We start from the raw sequence: 26714 nt of genomic DNA, 5'->3' as shown, positions 1-26714 counted from the left end.
GCCGCCGGCGTCACCCGGGCGAGCCGGGCCGACCGTCGCGTGAGCCCGACGGTGGCCAGCACACCTGCGGAGGCGCCATGCGCATAGGGATCGTCGGCGGCGGGATCATCGGTCTCGCGGTCGCTCGGGAGCTCCTGCGGCGACACCCCGACAGCGAGCTCACGGTGTTCGAGAAGGAACGGACCCTCGGACACCACCAGACGGGGCGCAACAGCGGGGTGGTCCACGCGGGCCTCTACTACACGCCCGGCTCACTGAAGGCGCGGCTGTGCCGTCGTGGCGTCGGCCTTCTCCACGCCTACTGCCGGGAGCGCGGGATCCGCTACGAGGCGTGCGGCAAGGTCGTCGTCGCTCGTGACGAGGCCGAGCTGACCCGTCTGCGGGGGATCCACGAGCGGGCGACGGCCAACGGGGTGCCGGATGTCGAGCTCGTCGGCGCCGACGAGCTCGAGCGGATCGAGCCGCACGCCAGCGGCATCGCCGCCCTGCACTCGCCCCACACCGCGATCGTCGACTTCGGGGCGGTCGCCCGTTCCTTGTCGGGAGACGTGCAGGACCTCGGCGGCGCAGTGCGAACGGGCTCGGAGGTGACCGCGATCGAGACGCGCGGCGGTGGAGCGGCCGACATCGTGCTGCGCCACGGGCAGGAACGACGACGCGTGGACCAGCTCGTCCTCGCGGGCGGCCTGCACAGCGACCGCCTGGCCGAACAGATCGGCGACTCGCCCGAGCCGCGGATCGTGCCGTTTCGCGGCGAGTACCACCGGCTCGTCCCTGCCCGCGAGCATCTCGTCCGGGGGCTCATCTACCCGGTGCCGGACCCGGGGACCCCGTTCCTCGGCGTGCATCTCACGCGCACGGTGGGCCGGGGGGTGCTGGTCGGACCGAACGCGGTGCTCGCGCTCGGGAGGGAGGGGTACCGGCGCACCGATCTCGTCGGCCGTGACGTGCGCGAGACCCTCGCCTGGCCGGGGTTATGGCGCCTCGCGCGGCGGCACTGGCGGGTCGGGGCTCGGGAGGTGCTGACCTCCGCCAGCCGCCAGGCGTTCGCGACGCAGGCACGCCAGTACGTGCCCGCCCTGCGGGCCCGGGACCTCATGCCGGGACCGGCGGGCGTGCGCGCGCAGGCGGTCGCGCGGGACGGCTCGTTGGTGGACGACTTCTGGCTGTCGAGCCGCGACGGGGTCCTCTGCGTGCGCAACGCACCGTCACCGGCGGCGACCTCGGCCCTCGCCATCGCCGAGGAGATCCTGGATCGGACCGCGCTCTCGTGAGGCCCGAGCGGGCGCCTACTCGTCGCGGCGCAGCCCCCACACGACATAGGCGATCTGACCCAAGGGGCGCACGAACGAGGCCGCCACCCAGGAGCGCTTGCTGCCACGGATCTGTGAGGCGGGGCGCCGCCACAGGTCCCAGAGCATGATCGCCTGCAACACGTTGCTGATCAGGCTGACGGCGACGATCATCTTGCGTTGCCGCGGCTCGAGGTCGCTCCAGCGCTGGGTCTGTTTCGACATGGCCGGACTGTGCCCGATGCTCGCGACCGTCACCACCCCTAAGCGCTGAACGTTGCGGGGCGGTCGGCGCGCGAAGTCCTGGCGCGGCGGTGGTGGAACGTCCCGGCGAGTGGCGCCGTTCGAGCCGTGACGCTAGCCCGCGCTCGGCACCGAGACGCCGATGCCTCCGACGGTGTCCGTCCCGTAGCGGGCCTGCTCGGCGGGCAGGTCCAAGCGGCCGATGCGCTTGCGGGCCGCCCGGTCCTCGTCGGTGACGAGCGTGGCGGGCACGATCCAGGCGATCTCGAACTCCAGGCCGTCGGGGTCGCGCCCGTAGAGGCTCTTGGTCGTGCCGTGATCCGACGCTCCGGCCAGCGCGCCGGCGTCGGTCAGTCGGTCGTGGAGTCGAGCCATCTCACCGAGCGTGTCCACCTCCCAGGCGAGATGGTAGAGACCGACCGTCTGTCGTCCCGCCTGCGACGGTCCGGCGCTCGTCCCGATCTCGAACAGCCCGAGGTCGTGGTCGTTGGTCGATCCCGGCGCTTGCAGGAAGGCGGCCTTGAACCCCTCGGGCGTCATCGGCACGACGGTGAACCCGAGGACGTCCCGATAGAACGCGACGCTGCGGTCGACGTCGGCGACGAACAGCACCGCGTGATTGAGGCGGGTGATGGGCATGGCGACCTCTCTGGCTCTTCGAGCATCTGATGAGCCGACGATAGCGCCTTTTATTGACGTGTCAACTATATGCGGGGCTGGCGCCATGAATCACCGCCTGGAGAAGGGCAAGGGCCGTGCGCCTGGCGTGCGCTCCTGTGGGTCAGCCGGCCCTGGAGCGCCTGCACCGGCAGGGCCGTGCGCCTGGCGTGCGCTCCTGTCGGTCAGCCGGACCTGGAGCGCCTGCACCGGAGTGCGTACGACCGGTGAGTGCAAGATCTTGCGCTCGCTTGTAGAGGTCGATCTGGTGCAACGGCGAATCGCGAGTCGATGACAACCTGGTGCAAGATGCTGCGCTGCCTTGAACCGAACGGTTGGGTGCAGCCCGGTCGTGCGGCCGCCGCACGGGCTCAACCCTGTCCTCGGCATGCCGGGCCGATGAGGTCGGCGGGCCGCGGGTCTCGGCCGATCGGCGGTGGCCGCACCGGTGGCCGCGGTGGCAGCGCCTCCCCGTAGCCGGAAGGTGTGCTGTTGAGGGACGTATGCCTCCGACGCGTGTACGACGAACCGGGACCCGACGAGGGCCAGCGCGTCCTGGTGGACCGCTTGTGGCCGCGTGGGTTGAGCAAGGCGGACGCTGCGCTCGACGCGCACCTGCCGCAGGTCGCGCCCTCGACCGAATTGCGACGCTGGTACGGCCACGACCCCGTGAGGTTCGACGAGTTCCGTCGCCGCTATCACTCCGAGCTCGACGCCTCGCCCGCCGCGGAGCACCTTGCCGATTTGATCGAACGCACGCGTGCCGGTCGCGTGACGCTCCTGACCGCCACTCGCGACCTCGAGCACTCCCACGCCGAAGTGCTCGCTGAGCGTGTCCGCTCAGCGCTTGGTGAGCACGACTGACCGTGCTGGCCCTGGGAGGACGTCTGGGTGTCGACGTGAGCCGCCAGGTTCTGTCCGCGACCCTGGGCGCCATCGGCCGCGACCCTTGGGCGCTCCCTCGGCCGCGGCCCTCGGCGCCCCCATCGGCCGCGACCCCCGCTCGTAAGCGTGGCCGGAGACGCCACTACCCCCAGTGGCAGACCGCCTCGACGTTGTTGCCGTCGGGATCGCGGACGAACGCACCGAAGTACTGGTCGTGGTATTCGGGCCACTCGCGTGGCTCATGGAGCATGGGAGCGCCGAGTGCGATGGCGGCGTCGAAGAACGCCCGCACCGCGTCGCGGTCCGGGGCGGCGAACGCGATGTGAACCTCGCGGTTCGGCTCCCCGGACACCAGCGGTCCGAGCCAGAACGCCGGGTGATCGGTCCCGTAGGCGATCACCTCGTCGAACTCCATGACCCGCGTACAGCCCAGTGGTTCGAGCACGCGGTCGTAGAAGGCGACGCTCGCGGAGACGTCCCCGCACTGGATGGACATGTGGTCGATCACGCGCATCCCCGTTCTTGTCGGTACGAGCAATGGTCACGGCCGGCCGGGGCTCTTCGACTCGGCGACGACGATCATGTATCCGGGCGGCGAGGGCGTCACGAGGCCGGATCAGCCCGTCCCCTCGTGGAGGCGGAACGCGATCTCACTCGTCCACGTCTCCGGGTCCGGCTGCTCCGTCGGGTCGGTGAGGAACTGTTCGAGGCGGCTGCCCCACACACGGGTGGTGCCCTCGTCGCGTACGTCCCACTGCCGGTTCTCGGCGGCGCGCCACGTCTCGAGCGCGGCGAACGACTCCTCGAACCGGTCGGGGTGACCGTGATGCGTGATGATCGCGTACGAGCCGCCGGGGATCGTGCCGCCCTGCACACGACCGTCCCCGTCGATGGGCGTGCGCACCGGGACGCCCACCTCGACGTCGAACGGCGTCTCGTGGTCGCCCACGACGTAGTAGCGGAAGAGGGGTGCGGGGACGCGGAAGCCGAGGGGCGACCCACCGTCGACGGCGAGGTCGTGCGCGGCGACCCAGCCCATCACCTCGCCGACGAGAGCGTTGACCGCGCCCCACTCGCTCAACGTCGCCTGCGTGCGGATGCCGGCGTACGGCTGGGCGTCGCGGACCTCGATACGTGGTTGGCTCATCGTTGCAACCTCCGGGTTGGTGGATCCTACGTCAATGGATACGACCGGGCTTGGGTCGACTCATCGGTCCACTGCACCCCGGCCAGCACGAGCCACGGGGAGGAGGTACACGACGACGGGAGTTGCGGGGGACGGGGACCACTCCCGCGCCGCGTGCGGGACTGACACGCGACGCGCTCCGCCACTACCCCGGCATGAGCTGATCGCGCGCCTTCGCGACGGCCTCTGGGTCGAGCGGGATCCCGAACGCGGGGAACAGCCGGGGGGTGTCGAGGAACAGGCTCATCCCCCGGATCCGATCGCCGGCGGTGTCGAGGACCACCACTGCCCGCGGCCGCGGGGGTCCGCCCGGCTCGTCGGGCACGTACTGGGCGAACGCGGGTGCACCGCTCGCGACCATCGGGAGCAGCAGGGTGCCGTCGCAGGCCCCGTCGGCGTTGCGCCACGCGTGCTCGATCGCCTCCCGGCCGGCGAGCCACCAGGCGAACGGGGGCATCGACATGGTCGCGTCCTCGCGCAGCAACCCGACGAGGGCGTCCACGTCGAAGCGCTCGAAGGCGGCGAGGTAACGCTCGAGCAGTTCACGCTGCCTCGTGTTGCGCGGGTCGGCGGGCTCGCCACCCTCCCCCTCTCGTGCGTCCGTGTCGGCGAGCGTGGTCCGGGCGCGCTGCAGCGCGCTGTTCACCGCCGCCGTCGTCGTGCCGAGGAGCTCGGCGGTCTCCGCGGCACGCCACCCGAGCACGTCACGTAGCAGCAGCACGGCCCGCTGACGGGGTGCGAGGCGTTGCAGCGCGGCGACGAACGCGAGACGTACGGATTCCCGGGTCGTGACGACCGTTGCGGGGTCGGCCTCGTCCGCGTGGCCGACGGGCCACTCCGGCAGCGGCTCGACCCAGCGGTCGACGGGCAGCGGCGTGCCGAGCGGCGCGTCGGGAGCCGTCGGCGGGCCGAGGTCCTCCGCGCGAGCTCGGCGGGTGCGCCCGCGCAGCCAGTCGATGCAGACGTTGGTCGCGATGCCGTACAGCCACGTGCGGGGCGACCCGCGCCGAGCGTCGTATTGGGAGACCCGGCGCCACGCGCGCGCGAAGGTCTCCTGGACCGCGTCCTCGGCGTCGAACGGGGAGCCGAGCATCCGGTAGCAGTGGGCGACGAGTTCACGTCGGTGCGCCTCGGCCCATCCGGTCAGTTCGTCCTCGGTCGCGGTCATGGCCCCTCCGGGTCGCTCGGCGCGCGTCGGTCGTCGGCTGGGTCCCCGGTGTTGAGACGCCCGAGCTGCCCGCGGCTCATCGCTCATTCCTACCAGCCCGCGCGCGGCCGAGCACCGGCGCGACCAGGCTCGGGGCCGGCCCCACGACGCTTGCCGTACGTCGCCGGCCCCGATCGATCGCCGCGGTCGCGCCGTGTCGCAGCCGATTGCCTGCTCAAGCCCCGGCGGTGTCGAGTTCCGCCAGCACCGGGCCCTCGAGCCGGAGGTCGAGGGCGGCCATGAGCTCGTCGAACTGCTCGAGCGTGCGCGGTCCGATGAGCGGGATCACGCGGGGGTCCCGCTGGGCGAGCAGCCAGGCGAGCACCACCTGCGAGCCGGTCGCACCGACCTTGGAGGCGACCCGGTCGACCGCAGCGAGGCGCGCGTCTGTATCGGGTCCGCGATACAGGTCGATCAGACCCGGTCCCTCGCGCTTGTCCGCTACGTCATAGACGCCCTGGACGATGGGCGAGTAGGCCACGAGGGTGAGATCGTCGTGCTCGGCGAGGTAGTCGAGTTGCTCGCCGTCGACGTTCGAGGCCTGGTCGCGCTCGATGCGCGGGCGCAAGTAGGTGTGTCGCTGCTGCACCGCGACCGGCGACTGCCACCCGTGTCGATCGCACAGCTGGCGGATCCGCTCCAGACGCCACGTGCGCACGTTCGACCAGCCGATGAAGCGGGCCTTGCCGGCGCGCACGATGTCGTCCAACGCCTCGAGTGTCTCCTCGAGGGGGGTGGTGCGGTCGTCGACGTGGACGTAGTAGAGGTCGACGTAGTCGGTTCCCAGACGCTGGAGGCTGCCATCGATCGCACGATGCAGGGTCTCACCCCCAGCTCCCTCGAACAGGCGCCCCGCAGCGTTCCAGTCCGGCTCCTCGTCCTCGGTGAACGCGGCGCTCGGGTCGGTGACCATGCCGCTGCCCTTGGTCGCGAGGAAGACGTCGTCACGGCGGCCGCGGCGCACGAGCCACCGACCCAGCAGCTCCTCGCTCTGACCACCCCCGATGCCTCGGCGATGCCACCACATGTAGCAGTTCGCCGTGTCGAGGAAGTTGCCTCCGCGCTCGGTGTAGCGGTCGAGCAGTGCGAAGGACGTGGCCTCGTCCTGCCGCGTGCCCATCTGCATGCACCCCAGCGCCACCTGACTCACCTGCTCGCCGCTGCCGCCCAGCGTCATCGTCTGCATCTCTGCCTCCCTGGTGCCGACTCCGTGCTCGGTGGGGATGACGCTACGCAGCACCCTCTCATACGTCCAATGAGAGTTTGTTGCAGAAACAATGCAACGAACGCATCATCCAGGCATGGAGCTGCGCTATCTGCAGGCGTTCGTGGTCGTCGCCGAGGAGCAACACGTCGGTCGGGCAGCCGAGCGACTGCACGTGACCCAGCCGACCCTCAGCCGTCAGATGGCCGCATTGGAACGCGACCTCGACGCGACGCTGTTCTCCCGCGCCCGCCGGCGGCTCGCATTGACGCCCGCCGGCGAGACCCTCCTCGCGGGTGCGCGCGAGCTGCTGTCCCGGACTGGCGACCTGGCTCGCGACGTCGCCCGTGCCCACCGCGGCGAGCTCGGCACGCTGCGGCTGGGGTTCGTCCAGTCCGCGACGTTCGAGGCGCTCCCGAGGATCGTGCGGGCTTTCCGGCAGGCCCATCCCGACGTGATGCTCGACGCGCATCCGATGCCGACGCGCGTGCAGCTCGAGGCCTTCCGGGAGGGTCGACTCGACGTCGGTCTCATGCGCCCGCGGGGGCCGCTTCCCGAGCCGCTGCGGACGCGGCCGGTGTCGCTCGACCCATTGGTCGCAGTGCTGCCGAGTGGACATCCCCTCGCCGAACGGGCCGAGATCCCGCTCGCTGCCCTCGCCGACGAGCCGTTCGTGTTCTACGCGAGACCCCAGGGCCCCGAGGTCCACGACACGATCGTGGGCCTGTGCCGCCAGGCGGGTTTCAGCCCGTCCATCGTGCATGAGGCGCGCGACGTCCAGACCCTCGTATCGCTCGTTGCCGCTGACCTCGGCGTGTCGCTGGTGATCTCCCCGACCCCGGACCCGGGGGAGGCCGTGGCGTTTCGACCACTCACCGACGACCTGCCGGACTGGGAGCTCGTGCTGGCCTGGGCCGAGCAGGATCATGCCCCTGCGCTCGCGCACTTCCTCGCTGTCGCCAACGAGGTCGTCGACGCCCGGTTACCGGGGTGACCGTGCCCGACCCGACGGCGGGCAACCTCGACCAGGGCTCCCACCCCCACGCCCGTGGGTCAGTGCGGGCCGATGATCCGCCGCGTCCCGATGGACGGCTACCCGGGGTTGTCCCGTGCGGTCAACCTGCGCAAGCGGCGGAGTTTGCGCGCAGATCCTCCCGCGGCGACGTAGCGCAGGTGGAAGCGCGTTTCGGCCTCGGGTTCGCCGACGAGAACGAGGTCGGCATCGGCCGGAAGCGGCTCGTCCGCGGACACGTCGGTGTGGCACTGGCCGTCGCGCACGATCCCGACCACGACGCAGCCCGACGCCGAAAGCTGGGTTCGCGACAAGGGCACTCCCACGAGCTCTGGGGGCACTGGCTCACGGAAGGCCACCAGTCCCTCGGCGAGCAACAGCGTGGGATGCGTCTGCATCGCGTTCCACGCTTCGACGGCTCCGACCGAGGCATAGGAGAGCACGAAGTCCGCACCCGCCCGGTACATCGTCGCCACGTTCCGGTCGAGCCCGACCCGTCCGAGGACGTCGGCGTCCGGGCGCAGCCTTCGGCAGTACAGGGTGAGGTAGATGTTCATGTCGTCATCGTGGGTGGTCACGACGACGACGGAGGCCTGCGCGATCCCGGCCTCCTCGAGGACTCGGCGGTCGGCGGCGTTGCCGATCACCGCGTCGTGGTCGGCCAGTACCCGCTCGCGGTGTTGCTCCACGATCCGGAACGGGATCCCGGCTCCCGCGAGCGCTTGGCCGACCGCGCGCCCCACTCGGCCGCTGCCGAGCACGACGACGAACTCGTCCTCGTCGTCTCGCTGCCGCGTACCGTTCGTGCTCGGGGTTCCCCGAGCGTTCGCGATCGCGGTGTCGTAGTTGTCGAGCTGCTCGCGCGTGCCGGCAAGCAGCAGGATGGAGCTCTCCTCGATCCGGGCATCGGGATGCGCGCTGACCAACGAGCCGCGGTCCCACATCCCGACCACCGAGACCCCGCAGCGCGCCCGCACGTCGAGCTCGCCGAGGGTCTTGCCGACGAGCTCGGTGCCGGCCGCGGACGCCTCGGCGATCACGAGGTTGTCGAAACGGGAGATCTCGCTGCTGCGGGCACTGGGTGCGAGGATCCGTCCCGCGAAGGCTTGGCCCAGCAGGTCGCCGAGATGCAGGACGCGGTCCGCGCCGGCCAGGTCGAGCACGTCCATCGAGTCCCGCGATGTCGCGGTCGCCACGATGACGGGCGCATCGCTCACCTCGCGCACGGTGAATGCCACGTTCGTGTTCGCCTGATCGCTGGCGGCGGTGAACACCATCCTCGCCGCCTCGACGCGCGCAGCCCGATAGGTTGCGGGATCGTCGAGGGTCCCGACCAGCACGTCGTAGCCCTCGTCGGTGAGGGTGGCAGCCTCCTCCGGATCCTCGAGGACGAGAGTCGTGCGCATGCCCATCGACAGGGCGCGGCGCATGAGCAGCAGCTCCATCGGAGTGCGCCCGGTCACGATGACGTGGCCGCGTACTCGCTCGGGCAGCTCACGTGGCGCACGCGCTTGCCGCAACGCCGATCGCCAGGGCAGATAGACCAGCTGAATGAAGGTGAACGGAAGCAGGATGAGGATGAGCAGGGCGCCGCTCATCAGCACGAGGAGCGAGTACGCGCGGCCGACGGAGCTCTCGAACACGATGTCCCCGTACCCGAGGGTCGACATCGTGACCAGCGTCCAGTAGACGGCGTCGGTCCAGCTGTGCTCGCGGCCCTCCACGGTGGTCATGAGCAGTTGGAACCCGACCGCGAAGACCACGACCGCACCGAGGAACGCGAGGAGGAGGCTGACGAGGGCCCGTCCGACGCCGCGCAGCCGCTGCGCGGACAGACCGAAGGCGCGGGTTCTCGGCCTCACGTCTCGCACCGTTCATCGCTGACCTGGTTCGGTGACGCGGGCCGCTCCATCCGCATGCTCGTGCGCAGTCGAGCTACATCGCGTCGACCTGCGGCATGATCTCTTCCTTCAGCCGCTTGAGGTCGTCGGGCGTCTTTGACACGGGAACGTCGTTTGCAGCACAACACCACCATAGTGGGCCCTGCTGCGGCCTGGCAGCACGTCCGTGGTGAGGTCGTGCGCGAGGGGGGACTCGAACCCCCACGGGCCAAAGCCCACCAGGACCTAAACCTGGCGCGTCTACCGTTCCGCCACTCGCGCGCCTCTCCGAAACTAGCCTCCGACCCGCCCGGTCTCCGCCGTCGTCGACGTCGCATGCTCGGACCGCATGCCGGACGCCGGGGCCGACGACTGTTGCCACGCGGCGCCAGCGCGGCCAGCCGCCACTGTTGACCGCACCAGCGCGGCCATTGGCCGATCGGCGCCGGGCTCAGTCGGGGTCGCCGATTCGCCCTCGCGCTGTAACGCTGGCAGCGTCCGTCACATGTACAGGTGATGCACGCGATGTCAGACCATTCCGAGGCGCTCCGCCGGTTCGAGCGGGCCTTCGACGAGCACTACGACGCCGTGTTCACCTACGCCTGCCGGCGAAGCGACCGCGAGACCGCTGCTGACGTCGCCGCGGAGACGTTCACGGTCGCCTGGCGCCGGCTGGACAACGTGCGTGCGGGCGAGGAGCGCCCGTGGTTGTTCTCGATCGCCTGGCGGGTGCTGCAGCAGCAACGGCGTGCCCGGGACCGGGAACCGCCCGCTGAAGTGCACGACCGCGCGGACGACCGCGCGGAGGCCGGCGACCGGGTCGTGGAACGCGACGACGCCAGACGAGCGCTCGCCCAGCTCAACGAGCGCGATCGCGAGTTGCTCATGCTCGTGGCGTGGGAGGGGCTGGATCTCGCCGAGGCCGCCGCCGCGCTCGGCTTCTCACGCGCGACCACGCGCGTGCGCCTGCACCGCGCGCGGCGCAGGCTCGCGCAACTCATGGCGCCCACCGGGTCACCGCCGGGCGACGCGCCCGGATCGGTGAGGTTCGTGCAGTCGGGGGAGCAATCATGATCGGACTGGTCGGAGGTCGCGACGAACAGGCGGTCCGCGAGGCGCTCGGGCCGGTCAACCCGGTCCCCGACGAGCAGGTGCAGGGCCTGCACCGTCACGAGGATGCGCGGCGGCTGCGGGACGAGATCACCCGGGGCCATCGGGTCGAGGCCACGGCTGTGCCTGCGGTGCGTCCGCGACCGCGGCTCCTGCCTGCCGTGGTCGCGGCTGTCGTGATCGTTGCGGCGATGGTGCTCCCGGCCGTCCTCGTGGCCCCTGGCAGCGAGGCCCCGGATGAGTTCGCACTGGCGGAGGCCTGGCCCAGCGCGGTCGCGTTCGCGCAGGACCGACGGGACCCGCAGGAGCTCATCGGACAGTTGCCTGCACCGGTCCTCGGGAGCGACGAGCCAGTGCGCTACGAGGAACGCGAGGTCGCGTGGCTGGTGCAGACCGACCGGGGCCCGGAGGCCGCGCGGGTCGTCTCGCAGCACCGCGAGGTCTGGCGGAACGCCGACGGGCAGGAGCACATCGAGGAGCGTCTTGCTCCACCGACCTTCCTCACCGAGGACGAACGCGAGGTGTGGCGGGAGCGGCTGACCGATCCGGACGCGGCCGGCGAGTTCGAGGGAGGGACGCAGGAACGCGAGCGCACGGAGGAGGAGGTGGCCGACCACGACCTGCCCCCCGAGCCACGGGTGTTGCTCGACGAGCTTGCGACCGCGTACGAGGTCCACCCGGGCGATCACGAACGGCTGGCCGGCCTGCTGGTGAGCTACCTCGGGGGGTTCACCCCCGCGGAAGTGCGGAACGCGGCCGCTCGTGCGTTCGCGGAGCTGGAGCCCACCGAAGCTCTGGGAACGGCGACCGATCGCTACGGCCGAGAGATCGTGGCCATCGGGATCGACCGTGAAGGGGCGGCCTGGAACAGCCGTCACGAACTGCACTTCCATCGCGCGACTGGCGAGCTCGTGGGCTACGAGGAGGTCCTGTTGCAGCCGATCGAGGAGTACGGCCTCGAACCCGGGGACGTCATCCACGGAGAATGGCTCCTCGCGAGCGGGACGAGCGGGAGCCTCGGCGAGACGCCGCAGCGGGACCGCACGATCGACTGATCGGCGGCGTCTGCCCCGTCGTGGTCCGACGTGTGAGCAGGAACTGTTCTATGCTCTCCAGTACGCCTCGCGTCCGCGACGGGGGAGGGACGCACGTGCACACCTTCGACACTCTCACACTGCGGCGGCTCGCGGCTCCGCTGGTCGGGGCGTGCCTCGCGCTGCTGTTCACCATGGCGACCGCGGGGTCGGCTGCGGCCAGCGACGCGGCCGACGATCCGATCTCACCAGCGGGCGACGACGGGGCCGAGATCGACCTCGCCGAGGAACCCGACTGGGGCGGGGCCGAGATCTGCTACGTCACGGACGAGTCGACCACCTGCTTCGAGAGCCTCCGGGAGTTCGCGCAGCACCACGCCGAGCACGGCGAGCAGCGCGACCGGGAGCTTGAGGCGCTCGTGGACGATCCCGAGGCCGTCGACGAGCCGGGTGTTGCCGCCGCGAGCTGTCCGAGCGGTGCCTACTGCCTCTACTCGAGCACCGGCTTCTCCGGTCAGCAGTTGGTGCTGTCCACGTCGAGCGGCTGCCAGGCACTCAGCCAGTGGAGCTTCGAGAACCGGGCGCAGTCGTGGGTCAACAACCGCAGCGGCGTGGTGGGCAACTACCGGTCGGCGTACAGTTGTTCCGGTGCCGGCTTCGCCGCCAATGCGTTCAGCAGCGATTCGAACATGGGCATCTACCGGGGGCGGATCTCCCGCGTCGACCTCTGAGATCGCGGCCGCGACGGTGCGGTCGACGGAGACCGTCGCCTCGTGGTGGCTGCGGGCGGGCTCGGCTGCGCGTGGCGTGCGAACGGCGCACGCCTGACCGGAGCTCCTGACGGGGTTCGCCCTGCGCTTCCTCGTCGATGAGGGTCGACTGGTTGGTGGCGTCGGCTGCCGTTGTCGTGTCCACGATGTGCGCCCCGTAAGGGCGACCCGATGGCGACGACGGCTCGTAATCGTGAGGTTGCACGCTGCAGTACACCTGCTCGGATCCGCGGGACGGCGTTGCGGCGATTACAGAGGGTATCCGAATTGGTCTAGAGCAACCATGCCATGGGGCAGCTGATATAGACCGCTCGCACAAGCCTTGACGGTCCTCCAGGGGCGCTCCTAGGGTCCGATCCCGCCGCTATGAAGGCGTTCTCACGTGCTATCCCCCACCTTCGAGGAATCGGCCATGCGGTCTCGACCGGACGGAAAGGTACAGACCACTACCCACTTCGTCCTTGTCAGCGCCCTGATGCTCACCCTGGCGATGGGTCTCACCCTGGCCAGGGGCAGCGCGTCGGACGCGACGGCTCAGGACGGCGCGGACGATCCCTGGGACCGAGCTCAGGAACCGGTCCGCTCGCTTCGGTGGGGTGAGCCGCACCAGGCCGATCTGGTCGCGGAGCACCTCGACGGGGCGGGCGCCGCGATCGCCGCCGGTACGCGATCGGAGCCGCTGGCGTACCCCGGCGGGGTGGGGGTCGTCGCTCGGAACGGCGTCGTTGCCCTCCAGGAGGCTCACGGCAAGGCGGTCCGCTTCGGTGACGATCCGCCGACCGAGCTGCCCGAGGACGAGCAGCGCGACATGACCGAGGACACGATCGTCGACCTCGCCTCGCTCACCAAGCTGTTCACCGGCATCGCGGTCATGCAACTGGTCGAGGAGGGCGCGCTCGAGCTGGATCAACCCGTTGCCGAGGTACTGCCGGAGTTCGCGGAGGGGGGTAAGGACGAGGTCACCGTGCGCCACCTGCTCACTCACACGGGTGGCCTGCCCGCGTGGCTGCCCCTGTGGTCCCAGTACGACAGCCCCGACGAGCGCATGGAGGCCGCCCTGACCGCGGAGGCGACCGCGGAGCCCGGTACCGCGCGCACGTACAGCGACCTCGGGTTCATCGCGCTCGGCGCGCTGATCGAGGAGGAGACCGGCCAGCCCCTCGACCGGGTCATCGAGGAACGGATCACGAGCCCGCTCGGGATGGACGACACCGGCTTCAACCCCGACGCGGAGCTCATCGATCGGATCGCGGCGACGGAGCATCAGCCGCTCGCGGAGCGGGGGGTCGTCCACGGCGAGGTGCACGACGAGAACGCGTGGTCGCTGGGCGGCGTCGCCGGCCACGCCGGTCTGTTCTCCACCGCCGAGGACCTCGCGGCGCTCGCGCAGACGCTGCTCAACGGTGGGCGCTACGCCGATGCGCGGATCCTCGAGGCCTCGACCGTCCAGACGATGATGTCCGAACAGCTCGCCGACATCGGCGAGCCCGGTCAGGCGCTCGCGTTCGAGCGAGGTCAGCGGTGGCTGCAGGACGCGATGTGGTCGCCGGACACCGTGAGCCACACCGGGTTCACCGGTACCTCGCTGGTGATCGACCCGCACGCGGACGCGTTCGCGGTGCTCGTCACCAATCGCGTGCATCCCAGCCGCGACGGGCCGAGCATCAACCCGCAGCGCCGCGAGTTCGCCCGCGCTGCCGCCCGCGCCGTGCCGGTTGCCCCGCAGACCCAGAACGAGGCCTGGTACGCCGGCCTCGGCCCCGAGATCGACGCGACCCTCGAGGTGCCACTGGACCTGCCCGAGCAGGGGGAGGCGACCCTCGACCTCGACCTCTGGTTCGAGCTGCCCGACGACGGGGAGCTGCGGGTCGAGGCCCGCAGCGACGGTGAGTGGGAACCGCTGCCCGGAACCCTGCGGTCCGGCGACGCCGAGCGTTCGAGCGACGGGGTCGTGGAGGGCTCCGGCGAGCGGCGCTGGTGGGACGCGACGTTCGACCTCGATGCGCACCGCGGGGCCACGGATCTGCGGCTGACGATGAGCGCGGATGCGCTGGCCGCCGGACGCGGGGTCTACGTCGACCGTGCCCGCGTGGACGGGCCGAGCGGTGGCCCCATCTTCAACGACCAGAACCCGCACGACCAGTCGCGGTGGGAGGCCGACGGCTGGATTCGGGCCAGCGAGTAGCGACGTGTCACCTGCGACGGAGGAGCCCACGGCCATGAGTCTTGTCACCCCGTCACGCACCGTCCTCGCGGCGACTGCGGTCCTGGCCGCCGCCCTGCTGCTCTTGTCCGCGGCGACCGCCGCTCTTGGTGCCGCCTCCCCTGCCGGCGCGGGCAGCGCGGCGGCGGCCGATCCCGTGGGTGAGGGCCCACCGCCCGGGCACGGCACGCCGCCTGGGCACGGCACGCCGCCCGGGCACGAACCGGGCGACTTCCGGCCCGGCTGGGCGGAACGGGTGATCGCGGGGATGAGCCTCGAGGAGAAGGTCGGCCAGCTCTTCGTGCCGTACGTCTACGGCGAACACGCCGACGACGCGCGCGCGATCAACGAGTCGCGCTACGGCGTCGAGACGCCGGCCGAGGTGGTCGAGGAGTACCACGTCGGGGGGCTCATCTACTTCGCCTGGACCGACAACCTGAACTCGGTGGAACAGATCGCACAGCTGTCCGACGGCCTGCAGCAGGCCGCCCTGGGGCACGGGTCCTCGGTGCCTCTGTCGATCTCGATCGACCAGGAGGAGGGCGTGGTCGAGCGCATGCCGGAGCCGGCCAGCCGCTCGGCCGGGGCGATGGGGCTCGGCGCGGCCGACGACCCCGAGCTCGCTCGCTCGGCCGCGACCGCCACGGCCGAGCAGTTGCGGGCGGTCGGCATCAACCAGAACTACACGCCGATCGCCGACGTCAACGTGAACCCGATGAACCCGGTGATCGGCGTCCGCGCGTTCGGCGGCGACACCGATCTCGTCGGCCGCCAGGTCGAGGCCCAGGTCGAGGGTCTCAACGAGGGGGGTGTCGCGTCGACGATCAAGCACTTCCCCGGCCACGGCGACACCGACCTCGACAGCCACTTCGACCTGCCCGCGGTGACCTACGACCGCGAGACGCTGGAGGACGTGCACCTCCCGCCGTTCGCCCGCGGCATGGACGCCGGCGCCGACGCGGTGATGACCGCGCACATCGTCGTCCACGCGATCGACGAGGACCAGCCGGCCACCGTCTCTGAGCACGTGCTGACCGGGCTGCTGCGCGAGGACATGGGCTACGACGGGCTGATCGTGACCGACGCGCTCGACATGGCCGGGATCGTCGAGCCCTTCGACGAGCAGCACGACGAGATCGCGGTCGAAGCCCTGCAGGCCGGCGCCGACGTGCTGTTGATGCCCGCCGACCTCGAGATGGCCTACGAGGGCGTCATCGACGCCGTCGAGTCCGGCGAGCTCTCCGAGGAGCGCATCGAGGAGTCGGTGTTCCGCATCCTGCGCGCGAAGTTCGGACAGGGCCTGTTCGACGAGCCCTACCCCGACCACGAGGGGCTCGACGAGATCGTCGGCGCGCCCGAACACGAGGAGATCGCCAGGGAAACGGGCGAGGAGAGCGTGACCCTGCTGCACAACGCCGGCGTCCTGCCGCTGGACGCCGGCGACGAAGCGCTGGTGGCCGGCTGGGGTATCGGCACGACCGAGACCCTGGCCGGCGAGCTCGACGACCTCGGCGTGGAGATCGAGCGCCAGCACACCGGCGAGGCGCCGAGCGACGCCGAGATCGCCGAGGCGGTCGACGAGGCCGAGACCCGCGGTACCGCGGTGGTCACCACGATGTCGAGCGGCTTCGAGCCCACCCAGGGTCAGCAGGACCTCGTGGCGGCGCTCGAGGACGCCGACGCCGACGTCGTGACGGTCGCGGTGCGCAACCCGTACGACGTGGCGCAGGCTCCCGATGTCGACGCGGCGCTCGCCGCCTACTCGTTCGCGGATGTCTCCGTGGAGGCAACCGCGCGGGTGCTGACCGGGGCACTGGACCCGAGCGGGGCGCTGCCGGTCGAGATCCCCCGGGCCGACGACCCCGACGAGGTGCTGTACCCGCTCGGGCACGGCCTCTCCTACGACGACTGAGCCGTCGCGGCACGAGGAGCCGCGGAGGCCACGGTCCCGGGAGCCACGACCTCGGGACCGCTGCGACCGAGAGCAGAGCGACGGGGGTGGACCGGGCGATGATGTGGTCACGACCACGCCACCGCCGAGCCGACGGCCGAGCAGATCGGCTGCTGACAGGAGGAGCAACGATGGCCGACTCCACGACCGGACGCGTGTGGCTACTGCGGGCGAGCCTGAGCGTGCTCGCCCTGGGCCTTGCCGGGATCATCGCACTCGGCGTGGCGCCGCTGTCCGCCTCGCCACCGGACGACACCCCCGGCCACGGCCCCCCCGATGGGGTCCCGGGACCGCCGGGAGACGCCCCGGGCGACCTCGAGCTCGGCATCGAAGTGCTGCTCGACGAGGAGCTCGACCGGCTCGAGGGGCAGGACGTGGGGATCATCACCAACCCCACCGGGGTGACCCGCGACCTCGACCACATCGTCGACGAGCTCGTCGCCGCTGAGGACGAGGGCGACTTCGAGGTGACCGCCCTGTACGCGCCCGAGCACGGTATCCGCGGTGGCGCGGAGGCGGGCGACCACGTCGACAGCTACATCGACGAGCGCACCGGCCTCGAGGTCCACTCGCTGTACGGCGACACCCAACGGCCCACCGAGGAGATGCTCGAGGACGTCGACACGCTCGTGTTCGACATCCAGGACGTCGGGACCCGCTTCTACACCTACATCTGGACGATGTACTACGCGATGGACGCCGCCGGCGAGTACGGCAAGGACTTCCTCGTCCTCGATCGCCCGAACCCGCTCGGCGACGAGACCGCCGGCCCCGTCCTCGACCCGGACCTGTCGTCGTTCGTGGGCCTGCGGGAGATCCCCCTGCAGCACGGCATGACCGTCGGCGAGCTCGCGCAGCTGTTCGACGGCGAGTTCATCGACTACGACGTCGACGTCGGGGTCGTCGAGATGAACGGCTACGACCCCGACAACTTCGACGAGTACTGGGACCACCTCGAGTGGGTCCTGCCCTCGCCGAACATGCCGACCCAGGACACCGCGTTCGTCTACCCCGGCATGGGCTTGATGGAGTCGGTCAACTACTCCGAGGGCCGCGGCACGACGAAGCCGTTCGAGTTCACCGGCGCGCCGTGGCTCGAGGACGTCGAGGCGACCGAGCTCGCCGACGAGCTCGACAGCCGTGACCTGCAGGGCGTGACGTTCCGCCCGCAGTTCCTCACCCCCAGCTTCAGCTGGTACGAGGACGAGATGGTCGGCGGCGTCCAGGTCCACGTCACCGACCCGCACGCGTTCGAGTCGGTGCGCACCGGCATCCACATGCTCGACGCGCTCTTCGACCTGCACGACGAGACCGTGTGGCGTGAGCAGGACCCCGACTTCTGGGGCACCTGCGACGGACCGGACGATACCTGCTGGATCGACCAGCTCAGCGGCGATCGCGAGGTCCGCTGGCAGCTCGACGACGGGGTCGATCCCGACGAGATCGTCGACGGCTGGCAGGACGATCTCGTCGAGTTCGAGGACACCGCCGAGGCCTACCGCCGCTACTGAGCCTCCACGCCGTGGGGGCGCCCAGGCGGCGCCCCCACGCGTTTCGCCTCGCCCGGGGCGTCACCGTGTGCCCCCGGGCAGCCCGATGCGTCGAAGGGACCGCAATGAGCCGGACCATCGCCCCCCACATGCCCGCCTCGGTCCTCGCCGGGGTGTTGGCGGCAGCGACGGCGCTGCTCGTCGCCGCGGCCGCCAGCCACGCGCACGCCGGACAGGCCCCCGAGACCGCTGCCGACCGTGGTCCGCCGCAGGAGCAGTCCCTGCGCGCCATGACCTACAACATCCAGCACGCTCGCGGTGTGGACGACGAAGTGAGCGTCTCCCGCATCGCCGACGTCATCGACGAGGCCGACCCTGACGTCGTGGGCCTGCAGGAGGTCGACGTGCACTGGGGCGAGCGCAGCGACTTCCGCGATCAGGCGGGCGAGCTCGCCGACCGGCTCGACATGCACGTGGTGTTCGCGCCGATCTACAGCTTCGAGCCGGCGGATACCGACCCACCGCCGGGACAGCAGCAGCGCGAGGAGTACGGCACGGCGATCCTCAGCGACTATCCGATCATCGAGGAGCACAACCACGAGATCATGCGCTACGCGCGCTGGGTCGGCGACGACCCCGAGCCGGAGCGCTTCCCGGGGTTCGGTGAGGTGACGATCAACGTCGCCGGCACTCACGTGCAGGTGTTCAACACCCACCTGCAGTCGAGCAGCAACGGAAGCCAGATCGACATCGACGTCCGTGCCGAGCAGGTCGTCGACATGCTCGAGCTCATCGACGATGACCCTGACACGACGCTGCTGCTCGGCGACCTCAACGAGGATCGAGACTGGCCGGAGGACACGATCGTCCCGCTGTTCGACGTGTTCACCGATGCCTGGGAGGTCGCCGGCGAGGGCGACGGCTACACCGCCTACGACCTCGACCCGGACCGCCGCATCGACCACGTGCTCGCGAGCCCCGACATGGAGGTCGAGCACGCTCACGTGCCCGAGAGCGGTGCGTCGGACCACTTCCCGGTGGTCGCCGACCTGACGTTCGATCGTGACCCGGGGCGGGCGGGCTTGCGCTGACGCGGCCGTCCCGCCCACCGCACACCGAGGAACCCCCGCGCCGAGGGACGGCGCATCGAGGCCGAGGAAAGGAACGGTGCATGTCGCCGAACGGACGTCAACATTGTCGAATCGCGCTGGTGACGGTGCTCGTGCTGTCGCTGGTGCTCATCGCGATCCCCGTGAGCGCGCAGGGCCAGGGCCGCGGGGACGGTCCTCCCCCCGGGTGGGGCACCCCGCCCGGGCACGACCCCGGCGACTTCCGCCCCGGCTGGGCCGACCGGATCATCGACCAGATGACCCTCGAGGAGAAGGTCGGCCAGCTGTTCTGGACCCGCGCGTACGGGTCGCACGCGCACGAGGAACACTCCGGGAACCAGAGCGACTACGGGGTCGACACCGCCGCCGAGGTGGTGGAGAAGTACCACCTCGGTGGGGTCCTCTACTTCGCCTGGGCCGACAACACCGATCACCCCGAGCAGATGGCCGAGCTGAGCGACGGCCTGCAGGACACCGCGATCGACGACACCGGGGTGCCGCTCAACCTGAGCATCGACCAAGAGGGCGGCATCGTGCAGCGGCTGACCGAGCCGGCGACGGTGTTGCCGGGCAACATGCCGCTCGGTGCGACCGGCGACGCCGACCTCGCCACGGCGCAGGGTGAGGTGCTCGGCCAGGAGCTGCGCGCCTCGGGCGCGAACACGAACTTCGCGCCCGTGGTCGACGTGAACACCAACCCGTTCAACCCGGTGATCGGCGTGCGCTCGATCGGCGCCTCGCCGGACCTCGTCGGTGACCTCGGCACCGCGTACACCCAGGGGATGCAGGACGCCGGCGTCTCGGCGACGCTGAAGCACTTCCCCGGTCACGGCGACACCGACACCGACAGCCACGTCGACCTGCCGGCGGTCACCTACGACGAGGACGAGCTCTGGGAGACCCACCTCGCCCCGTTCCAGCAGGCCATCGACGAGGCCGACCCGGACGCGATCATGACCGCCCACATCATCGTGCAGGCGATCGACCCGGACCTGCCGGGCACTCTGTCGCCGGCCATCCTCGACGGGCTGCTCCGCGACGAGATGGGCTACGACGGCGTCATCGTCACCGACAGTCTCGGCATGGGCGGCGTCGACGAGTGGGACGACGACGAGATCCCCGTCATGGCACTGGAGGCCGGCGCCGACGTGCTGCTCAACCCGCCGGACATGGACACCTCCTACGAGGCGGTCGTCGACGCGGTCGAGGAGGGCGAGCTCAGCGAGGAGCGCATCGAGGAGTCGGTGTTCCGCATCCTGCGCATGAAGTTCGAGCAGGGCCTGTTCGACGACCCGTACTCGGCCGGGGACGACGTGATGGACCACGTCGGCACCGACGAGAACCTCGCGGTCGCCGACGAGATCGGCGAGAAGGCCGCGACGGTCGTGCGCAACGACGACGACCTGCTGCCGCTCGACGCCGACGAGGTCGAGGACGTGCTCGTCACGGGCGCCGGTGGGCCCGCCGACGCGCTCGCCGAGCGCATCGAGGCTCTCGGCGTCGACGCGACCGTGATGCCGGCGACCAGCTCGGACGACGAGGTGATCGCCGCCGCCGAGGAGCACGACGCGACGGTCGCCTCGACCCAGTCGTTCGGCATCGCCCCACCGGCGGGTCAGCAGGCCCTCATCGAGGACCTGCACGAGTCCGACGCCGATCTCGTCTCTGTCGCGGTGCGCAACCCGTACGACATCGCGAGCTTCCCGCAGATCGACACCTACGTCGCGACCTACGGCTGGCAGGACCCGTCGGCGCACGGCGCGGTCGACGTCCTGTTCGGGGAGGTCGAGCCGACCGGGACCCTGCCGGCGGCGATCCCCGACCTCGACGCCGAGGACGAGGACCTCTACCCGCTGGGCCACGGGCTCGGCTACTAGCTGCCCCCCGAGGGTCGGTCCCCGACCGGGACCGGCCCTCGGGTGCGCCGCCGGCTCCGGTCACGCGGACGCGTCGGCCTGGACCGGGTCCCCGGGGTCGACCGGCTCGAGCAGCCCCGGATGGTTGTTCCTGGGGTTGTTCACCTCGGTGCTGACCGGGTGCATCGCGAGCAGGCGGTCATCGGCGGGAGCGAGCAGGTCGCGAACGCCGTCGGGATCGGTGAGGTCGCGGTCGAGCCAGCGATCCCACGAGGCCGGCTCGAGGATGACCGGCATGCGGTCGTGAAGCTCCCGCATCGTCTCGTTGGCGCTGGTCGTGAGGACAGTGCAGGTGTGCAGGAACTCGCCCTCGGGATCGTTCGGGTCCCGCCAGACCGACCACAGCCCGGCGAAGGTGAGGGGTGCCTCGTCCGCACGGTAGATCAGGTAGGGCCGCTTGCCGCCGTTCTCACGCCGCTGCCACTCGTAGAAGGCGTCGGCGGGGATGAGGCAGCGCCGCTTGCGCAGCGACGACTTGAACGCGTTCTTCTCGGCGGCTGACTCGGCCCGCGCGTTGATCATGCGGTTGCCGATCTTGGGGTCCTTCGCCCAGCTCGGCACCAGTCCCCACCGGAACGTCACGAGATGCCGGCGGTCGTCGTGCTCCGCCGCCGCGCAGACCGATTGGGTCGGGGCGACGTTGTAGTTGGGCTCGTCGTCCGGGGCCTGCCGCTCGTCGATCATCAGAAAGCGCGTCAGCCCGTCGGGGTCGGTGGCGGCGACGAAACGCCCGCACATCGCTGACTCCTCTCGGTCGATCGTGAGCAGGGTGTGAAAAGCCCCTCGGGTCCCATGCGCTGTCTCACGCGTATGGCAGGTTCGGCACATGCATGAACAGTATCGAGCCTGTACGGCATGTGGCCATACAAAGCCGTTGGAACAGTTCCCGCTCAAGCGCCGCGACGGTTCGCGACGCCAAAGCTACTGCCGCGCCTGCAAAGCGGTCTACCAGCGGCGATGGTACGAGCGGAACCGGGAACGCCATATCGATGCCGTGAATACCAGGCGTCGAGAGCTGGGCCGTGCGAACCGGGCATACCTGAACCTGGTGAAGACGCGCCCCTGTGCCGACTGTGGCGGTCGCTTCCCGCCCTACGTCATGGACTTCGACCACGTCCGGGGTGAGAAGCGGTGGAATCTGTCGGCATCGGTTCGACGGGTGTCCCCGGAGGAACTGGCCGCAGAGGTGGACAAGTGCGACGTGGTCTGCGCCAACTGCCACCGTCTCCGTACGTATGGTCGGTATGACAACACGACCTCTCCGCCGGATGCATCGGAAGGCACCGAAGGGCACAACCAATTCGACGCGTGAGTGCCCCCGGAAGGATTCGAACCTTCAGCCGACCGGTTAAGAGCCGGGTGCTCTGCCAATTGAGCTACGAGGGCTCAGCGGGGCGAAGATAGCACCAGTCGGGTGCGCCCGCGACCGACTGCTCGCGTCGTTGGTGATGATCGGCCGCCTTGGGGGAGTCTTGAGTGGGGACCGCTGGAGTGCACGACTGTCGGAGGGCTGTCCCCTCACCGATGCCAGTCGTCGCCGAGCAACCACTCCGGGCCCTCGGGGGTGTCACGCACCTCGATGTCGGCCGCGAGGAGCGCATCGCGCAGCTCGTCGGCGGTCGGGTAGTCCCCCGTGTCCCGGGCGCGCTCCCGACGCTGCAGCAGCCGACTGACCAGTGGGGCGAGGAGCCCACGGGGATCCCGTGCCCCGACCTCCGCGAGCTCGCCAAGGCGGACCACCATCCGCCGTAGCTCCGCTCGCGCCCGGTCGGCCTCGTCGCTCTGCAGCGTGTCGGTGGACCATGCGACGATCGCTGCCTCCAGGTCGAGGATCGCGCCGACGCTCTCGGAGACGTCGCGGCGCTCGATCGCGGTGTCGAACCGCTCGCGCTGGACGGCTGCCTCACCCATCAGCGAGGCGGGCGCGCTTCCTGCGTCCTCGCCGTCGGTGGCGTGGGGGAGGGAAGCCGTCGCCGCATCCGAGTCCACCCCCGTGGCCTGCTCCGTCGCGACACGGGCTTCGAAGCCCGACTCGTCGCCGCGCAGCATCGCGCGCAGGCGATCGATCGGGAGCGTGGTGCCGGCGGGCAGCCGCCGGTGCTCGCCATCGACGCGGACGGTGGCGGCGCTGCGCCCTTCGATCCGGGCGTGGCTCGCGGCGAGGTCGAGCACGAGCGCGGTGTGCTCGTCGATGCCGAGCACACCGGTGCCCGCCGGCAGCTCGGCCTCCATCCGCGCGAGCCGGCGCTCGCCGAGGTAGCAGTACCGCGTGTCGTGGGTCCCGCCCTCGGCGTTGTCGAAGTGGGGGATCACCGCGGCGGGCAGGCTCGCGAGCGTCCCGAGAAGGTCGAGCCCGGTGGCCCAGTGCGGCTCGAAGCCGGCCTTGTAGATCTCGTACACGGGTACCGCGTGGGTTCCGGCGACCACGGCGGCCGCGCTGCCGAGCACCAGCGCCCCTCCCCGTCGGACCAGGTCGACCAGGGCCGCCGGGATCGGGGTGCCGCGCCAGTGCGTCAGGGCGTACGTCGGGCTGCCCGGCCCCGCGAAGGCCCAGACCGCGTCGCGCAGGGTCGCGATCGCGGCCTCCCGCTCGACCGTGGGTGCGTCGGCACGCCGCCAGCGGACGGGCTCGACCGGGCGACCCACCGTGTCGGCGAAGTACTTCCGGGCTCGGGCCACGAGGTCGTCAGCGTTCTCCTGGAACCCGAACGGGGTGTCGAGCAACACCGCGGGGCCCTCGCCCACCCGGGTGAGAACGGTTCGATGCACCGGCGCCAGCGGTGGCGCGGTCTCACCCGATCCCATCAGCACGACCAGCGTCACGCGGATCGCCCCTCGGGCGCGTCGGGGTCCGTAGCGCGCGGTGCGGCGGCTGCGCCAGTGCGCGCGGCGGCACGGTGAAGGCCAGGCATGGGTCGGCAGCGTAGTCCGACCGACCGACACGAACGAGCCCCGCGGGTTCTGCGGGGCTCGTCGATTCCGGGTGACCGACGGGACTTGAACCCGCGGCCTCCGCGACCACAACGCGGCGCTCTAACCAGGCTGAGCTACGGTCACCATGTGCAGTTGCCGCTCGCCAGCGGCCGGGCTCCAGCCTACATGCCGTCGCCGACCGTGACGGTGTCGAGCTGGTCCGCATGTCGCCTGATGGCGTGCGTCCCGCGCCCGTGCGCACGTGCCGAGCGCGCCCGGGAGGATTCGAACCTCCGACCGGCGGAATAGAAGTCCGCTGCTCTGTCCACTGAGCTACGGGCGCCCGAGCCGTCGAGCGGTGAGGCGCTCGTTCCAGCACCGCCCGATGGCTACGACCAAGATAGCAAGAGGCGCTCGGTCGGGGGCCCGACTGGGTTGGGGGAGGTCGCGTCGATCGGCGCGTACGCCCGCCGGGTCGATAAAGTGCGTGGCACGGAGTGCTCCGGGGACACGAGACCGCCAAGGGAGAGGTGACACGGCATGGGCGACACCGCCTCCGCGGGCCCACAGTTCGACGCCGTCCGTGAGGCACTCGACGCGGGCGATCCGGCACGAGCCGCCGAGGCTCTCCTGGGTCGAGCGCGAGAGGCCGGCGCCCCGGAGCAGGCCGAGTGGGCGGAGGTCGTGGACTCGCTCGGTCGGGAGTTGAACGACGCGAAGGGCGAGGCGCGCAAGGCGGCCAGCCGGGCCGAACGGGCGCTGGAGGAGACCCGGCGCCGACACGACGCCGCTGGTGGGCGGGCGTCGGCCCGGGGGAGCGGCGGCGGCTCGGGATCCGCGAGAACGCGGTCGGCCGGTAGCCGTGAGACCGAGGCGGTTGGCGGCGTCGACGACCCGGCCGCGCGAGCGCTCCGGAACCTTGCCGACCGGCTCCTCGAGGCGGCCGACGCTCGCGAACGCGGCGATCTCGAGATCGACGATGTGCGCAAGCGCTTGCGCGAGGGCTTCCACGAGGCTCGGCGGGAGCTCAGCGAGGCGCGCGCACGGACGCGGCCCGGGCGCTGAACGGGGCCGACCCGAGAGGTTCGCAGCAGGGGACCGATGAGCGGATCGCACGGACCGACGACCGGGCGGCGCGCGTGACCGGCCGCCCCGCGCGCCGATGGCGGTTGTGGCTGGCCCGCGCGACCGCCGCCGTCGTGAACACCGCCGTCGTCGGGTGGCTCCTTCTCGTCGTGCTGCCCGAGGTCGGCGACCTGCCCGAGGCCGGCGAGCTGCTGCGCGAACAGGTGGGAGCACGCGATGTCTCGCTGCTGGCGGGCCTCATGGTCCTCCACGTGGTCACGTTCGCGGGGATCCTGCTCGCGGCGCTCCCGTCGGTGCGGTTCCTGCCCGCCCTCGGGATCCGCCTGCTGACCGGGGGAATGAGCAAGGTGCTGCCGCTCGGTCCGGCACTGGCCGCGGGCACGCTCGGCGCTCTGTTGCACCGTCGGGGGTTCAGCGCGGATGTCGCGTCGCGCACCGTCGTCGTCACCGGGGTGTGGAACCTCGTCACGAAGCTCGCGCTGCCCGTCGTCGGGGTCGTGGCGGTGCTCGTCTCGGGGGCCGGAGGCGAAGGGCGACCGGTGCTCGTGGTCCTGGGAGCGACCGCAGGGCTGCTGCTGACGCTGCTCGTCATCCGGTTGCTCCTGACCGACGGCGTCGCACGCGTCCTCGCTCGCCTCCTGCGGCGTCCCGTCGACCTGTTCGGCCGGATGGTGCGCCGCGCGCCGCCCGAGGACCTGCTGTCCTGGCTGCTCGCCTTCCAGGAAGCGACCGCCACGGCACTGCGCACCCGCTGGGCGTCGCTCGCGGGCTGGAGCCTCGCGCACCACGCCACCCACGTCGTGCTGCTGTGGGTGGCGCTGCACGTCGTCGCCGGCACGGGCGGCCCGCAGGCGAACGGGGCGCAGGTGCTCGCGGTGATGTCGATCGGCTACCTGTTGACGGGGCTGCCGATCGCGCCGGGAGGTCTCGGCGCGCTCGATGTGGTCGTGGTCGCCGGGCTCGGCCTCGCCGGCGAGGACCCCGGCGTCGCCACCGCGGCGGTGGCGCTGTACCGCCTGGCGACGTACGCGGTCTACGCGCCTTCGGTGGCGCTCGCTTGGCCGGTCTGGCGCCACCTGAACCGCAGGACGGGGGAGGCCTCGTCCGCAGCCGCGGATGCGGTGCAGGCACCGCGGGCAGGGTAGGAAGCGGAGCCGATCGTCAACCGTTCCCCGCACTGGTGGAAGGATCGACACGATGAGCGAGCACACCGAGCCCAGCGGGACTGCAACCGTCGACCAACTGCGCTTCGACACCGGGATCGCCGAGGCGGAGCAGGCCTGGATCGTCGAGGACCTCCGCAAGCTCGACCGGCGTCTGAAGCGCTACGACGCTGAAATCGTCGACCTCTCCTTGTCCGTCAAGGATCGCGACACCCCGGAGCAGCGGATGGTGTTCGAGCTCGACGTGGCGCGCAGGCGCGCCGATCGGCTCGTCGCGACCTCCAACCAGCCGGACCTGCGGGAGGCGGTCAAGGAGGTGCGCGAGGACATGTGGCGACAGCTCGACGAGATGATCGAACGCGCGATCGAATCGCGGCGCAGCTGACGGGCCGCCCGGCCCGAG

24 protein-coding genes and 4 tRNA genes are annotated in these 26714 nt (G+C 71.0%); 15 read left to right on the top strand and 13 right to left on the bottom strand.

The features are described 5' to 3' along the window. The first annotated feature begins 77 nt into the window (after positions 1–77). Complete coding sequence (lhgO, locus tag ER308_RS03545; RefSeq protein WP_131153714.1) at positions 78–1274, top strand: L-2-hydroxyglutarate oxidase; 1197 nt, start codon at positions 78–80, stop codon at positions 1272–1274. Between the two features lie 15 nt (positions 1275–1289). Here the strand turns inward: lhgO and ER308_RS03540 are convergent, their stop codons facing one another. Both ER308_RS03540 and ER308_RS03535 read right to left on the bottom strand, forming a co-directional pair. Further along, complete coding sequence (locus tag ER308_RS03540; protein WP_131153713.1) at positions 1290–1517, bottom strand: hypothetical protein; 228 nt, start codon at positions 1515–1517, stop codon at positions 1290–1292. Positions 1518–1649: 132 nt separating this feature from the next. Beyond that, the gene (locus ER308_RS03535; RefSeq protein ID WP_131153712.1) at positions 1650–2174 is read right to left on the bottom strand and encodes a VOC family protein; all 525 of its coding nucleotides are present in this window, start codon (positions 2172–2174) and stop codon (positions 1650–1652) included. A 504-nt stretch (positions 2175–2678) separates the two neighbouring features. On the opposite strand from ER308_RS03535, the gene ER308_RS03530 reads away from it, so the two are divergent. Further along, a complete protein-coding gene (locus tag ER308_RS03530) occupies positions 2679–3056 on the top strand; it encodes a DUF488 family protein, N3 subclade (protein WP_205745878.1) in 378 nt (125 codons plus the stop codon). Positions 3057–3219: 163 nt separating this feature from the next. Here the strand turns inward: ER308_RS03530 and ER308_RS03525 are convergent, their stop codons facing one another. The 4 genes from ER308_RS03525 to ER308_RS03510 all read right to left on the bottom strand — a co-directional run bounded on the left by ER308_RS03525 (position 3220) and on the right by ER308_RS03510 (position 6656). Next, positions 3220–3585: a VOC family protein gene (locus ER308_RS03525; RefSeq protein WP_131156881.1), complete on the bottom strand. Its 366-nt coding sequence runs from the start codon at positions 3583–3585 to the stop codon at positions 3220–3222. Positions 3586–3693: 108 nt separating this feature from the next. Then, positions 3694–4224: a GyrI-like domain-containing protein gene (locus ER308_RS03520; RefSeq protein ID WP_131153711.1), complete on the bottom strand. Its 531-nt coding sequence runs from the start codon at positions 4222–4224 to the stop codon at positions 3694–3696. Between the two features lie 184 nt (positions 4225–4408). Beyond that, a complete protein-coding gene (locus ER308_RS03515; RefSeq protein WP_131153710.1) occupies positions 4409–5431 on the bottom strand; it encodes a sigma-70 family RNA polymerase sigma factor in 1023 nt (340 codons plus the stop codon). Positions 5432–5645: 214 nt separating this feature from the next. After that, positions 5646–6656 carry an aldo/keto reductase gene (locus ER308_RS03510; RefSeq protein WP_131153709.1) on the bottom strand — a complete coding sequence of 337 codons (1011 nt, stop codon included), beginning with the start codon at positions 6654–6656 and terminating at the stop codon, positions 5646–5648. A 115-nt stretch (positions 6657–6771) separates the two neighbouring features. On the opposite strand from ER308_RS03510, the gene ER308_RS03505 reads away from it, so the two are divergent. Continuing rightward, the gene (locus tag ER308_RS03505) at positions 6772–7668 is read left to right on the top strand and encodes a LysR family transcriptional regulator (protein WP_165491789.1); all 897 of its coding nucleotides are present in this window, start codon (positions 6772–6774) and stop codon (positions 7666–7668) included. 98 nt (positions 7669–7766) lie between these two features. Here ER308_RS03505 and ER308_RS03500 read toward each other — a convergent pair whose 3' ends face one another. Further along, positions 7767–9548, bottom strand: a complete 1782-nt coding sequence (locus ER308_RS03500) for a potassium channel family protein (protein WP_131153707.1) — start codon at positions 9546–9548, stop codon at positions 7767–7769. A 217-nt stretch (positions 9549–9765) separates the two neighbouring features. Further along, a tRNA-Leu gene (locus ER308_RS03495) sits at positions 9766–9848 on the bottom strand. Between the two features lie 243 nt (positions 9849–10091). On the opposite strand from ER308_RS03495, the gene ER308_RS03490 reads away from it, so the two are divergent. The 8 genes from ER308_RS03490 to ER308_RS03455 all read left to right on the top strand — a co-directional run bounded on the left by ER308_RS03490 (position 10092) and on the right by ER308_RS03455 (position 21110). Continuing rightward, the gene (locus ER308_RS03490) at positions 10092–10640 is read left to right on the top strand and encodes an RNA polymerase sigma factor (RefSeq protein ID WP_165491788.1); all 549 of its coding nucleotides are present in this window, start codon (positions 10092–10094) and stop codon (positions 10638–10640) included. Next, on the top strand, positions 10637–11731 hold the full coding sequence (locus ER308_RS03485; RefSeq protein WP_131153705.1) for a hypothetical protein: 1095 nt from the start codon (positions 10637–10639) through the stop codon (positions 11729–11731). Before ER308_RS03490 ends, ER308_RS03485 begins: the two co-directional genes overlap by 4 nt. A 95-nt stretch (positions 11732–11826) precedes the next feature. After that, positions 11827–12441 (top strand): peptidase inhibitor family I36 protein, encoded by a 615-nt coding sequence (locus tag ER308_RS03480; protein ID WP_165491787.1) that lies wholly within the window; start codon positions 11827–11829, stop codon positions 12439–12441. A gap of 451 nt (positions 12442–12892) precedes the next feature. Next, a complete protein-coding gene (locus ER308_RS03475) occupies positions 12893–14665 on the top strand; it encodes a serine hydrolase domain-containing protein (protein WP_131153703.1) in 1773 nt (590 codons plus the stop codon). 34 nt (positions 14666–14699) lie between these two features. Beyond that, positions 14700–16595 (top strand): glycoside hydrolase family 3 protein, encoded by a 1896-nt coding sequence (locus ER308_RS03470; protein ID WP_131153702.1) that lies wholly within the window; start codon positions 14700–14702, stop codon positions 16593–16595. A gap of 170 nt (positions 16596–16765) precedes the next feature. Next, the gene (locus ER308_RS03465; RefSeq protein ID WP_205745876.1) at positions 16766–18145 is read left to right on the top strand and encodes an exo-beta-N-acetylmuramidase NamZ family protein; all 1380 of its coding nucleotides are present in this window, start codon (positions 16766–16768) and stop codon (positions 18143–18145) included. 104 nt (positions 18146–18249) lie between these two features. After that, positions 18250–19215 carry an endonuclease/exonuclease/phosphatase family protein gene (locus ER308_RS03460; protein WP_131153701.1) on the top strand — a complete coding sequence of 322 codons (966 nt, stop codon included), beginning with the start codon at positions 18250–18252 and terminating at the stop codon, positions 19213–19215. A gap of 119 nt (positions 19216–19334) precedes the next feature. Further along, positions 19335–21110: a glycoside hydrolase family 3 protein gene (locus tag ER308_RS03455; protein WP_165491786.1), complete on the top strand. Its 1776-nt coding sequence runs from the start codon at positions 19335–19337 to the stop codon at positions 21108–21110. A 60-nt stretch (positions 21111–21170) separates the two neighbouring features. Here the strand turns inward: ER308_RS03455 and ER308_RS03450 are convergent, their stop codons facing one another. Further along, complete coding sequence (locus ER308_RS03450; protein ID WP_131153699.1) at positions 21171–21887, bottom strand: SOS response-associated peptidase; 717 nt, start codon at positions 21885–21887, stop codon at positions 21171–21173. Between the two features lie 136 nt (positions 21888–22023). Between ER308_RS03450 and ER308_RS03445 the strand changes: the two genes are divergently transcribed. Beyond that, positions 22024–22461 carry a hypothetical protein gene (locus ER308_RS03445; protein ID WP_131153698.1) on the top strand — a complete coding sequence of 146 codons (438 nt, stop codon included), beginning with the start codon at positions 22024–22026 and terminating at the stop codon, positions 22459–22461. A 1-nt stretch (position 22462) separates the two neighbouring features. On the opposite strand, the gene ER308_RS03440 is transcribed toward ER308_RS03445, so the two are convergent. The 4 genes from ER308_RS03440 to ER308_RS03425 form a co-directional block, all read right to left on the bottom strand. Next, positions 22463–22535 (bottom strand) — tRNA-Lys (locus ER308_RS03440). Positions 22536–22667: 132 nt separating this feature from the next. After that, entirely contained in the window at positions 22668–23972 is a 1305-nt protein-coding gene (locus ER308_RS03435) for a CysS/YqeB C-terminal domain-containing protein (protein WP_131153697.1), read from the bottom strand. Between the two features lie 159 nt (positions 23973–24131). Next, positions 24132–24206: transfer RNA gene (locus ER308_RS03430), tRNA-His, on the bottom strand. A gap of 126 nt (positions 24207–24332) precedes the next feature. After that, a tRNA-Arg gene (locus ER308_RS03425) sits at positions 24333–24405 on the bottom strand. Between the two features lie 197 nt (positions 24406–24602). Here ER308_RS03425 and ER308_RS03420 point away from each other — a divergent pair. From ER308_RS03420 to ER308_RS03410, 3 genes are all read left to right on the top strand, one after another. Further along, positions 24603–25127, top strand: a complete 525-nt coding sequence (locus ER308_RS03420; RefSeq protein ID WP_131153696.1) for a hypothetical protein — start codon at positions 24603–24605, stop codon at positions 25125–25127. Between the two features lie 74 nt (positions 25128–25201). Next, positions 25202–26293 (top strand): lysylphosphatidylglycerol synthase domain-containing protein, encoded by a 1092-nt coding sequence (locus ER308_RS03415; RefSeq protein ID WP_165491785.1) that lies wholly within the window; start codon positions 25202–25204, stop codon positions 26291–26293. A 52-nt stretch (positions 26294–26345) separates the two neighbouring features. Beyond that, the gene (locus ER308_RS03410; protein ID WP_131153694.1) at positions 26346–26696 is read left to right on the top strand and encodes a hypothetical protein; all 351 of its coding nucleotides are present in this window, start codon (positions 26346–26348) and stop codon (positions 26694–26696) included. Positions 26697–26714 lie beyond the last annotated feature (18 nt).

This window comes from Egibacter rhizosphaerae (assembly GCF_004322855.1).
Classification (GTDB): domain Bacteria; phylum Actinomycetota; class Nitriliruptoria; order Euzebyales; family Egibacteraceae; genus Egibacter; species Egibacter rhizosphaerae.
Note: the sequence above shows the minus strand (reverse complement) of the source record. Positions and strands in the feature narration are given on the sequence as shown.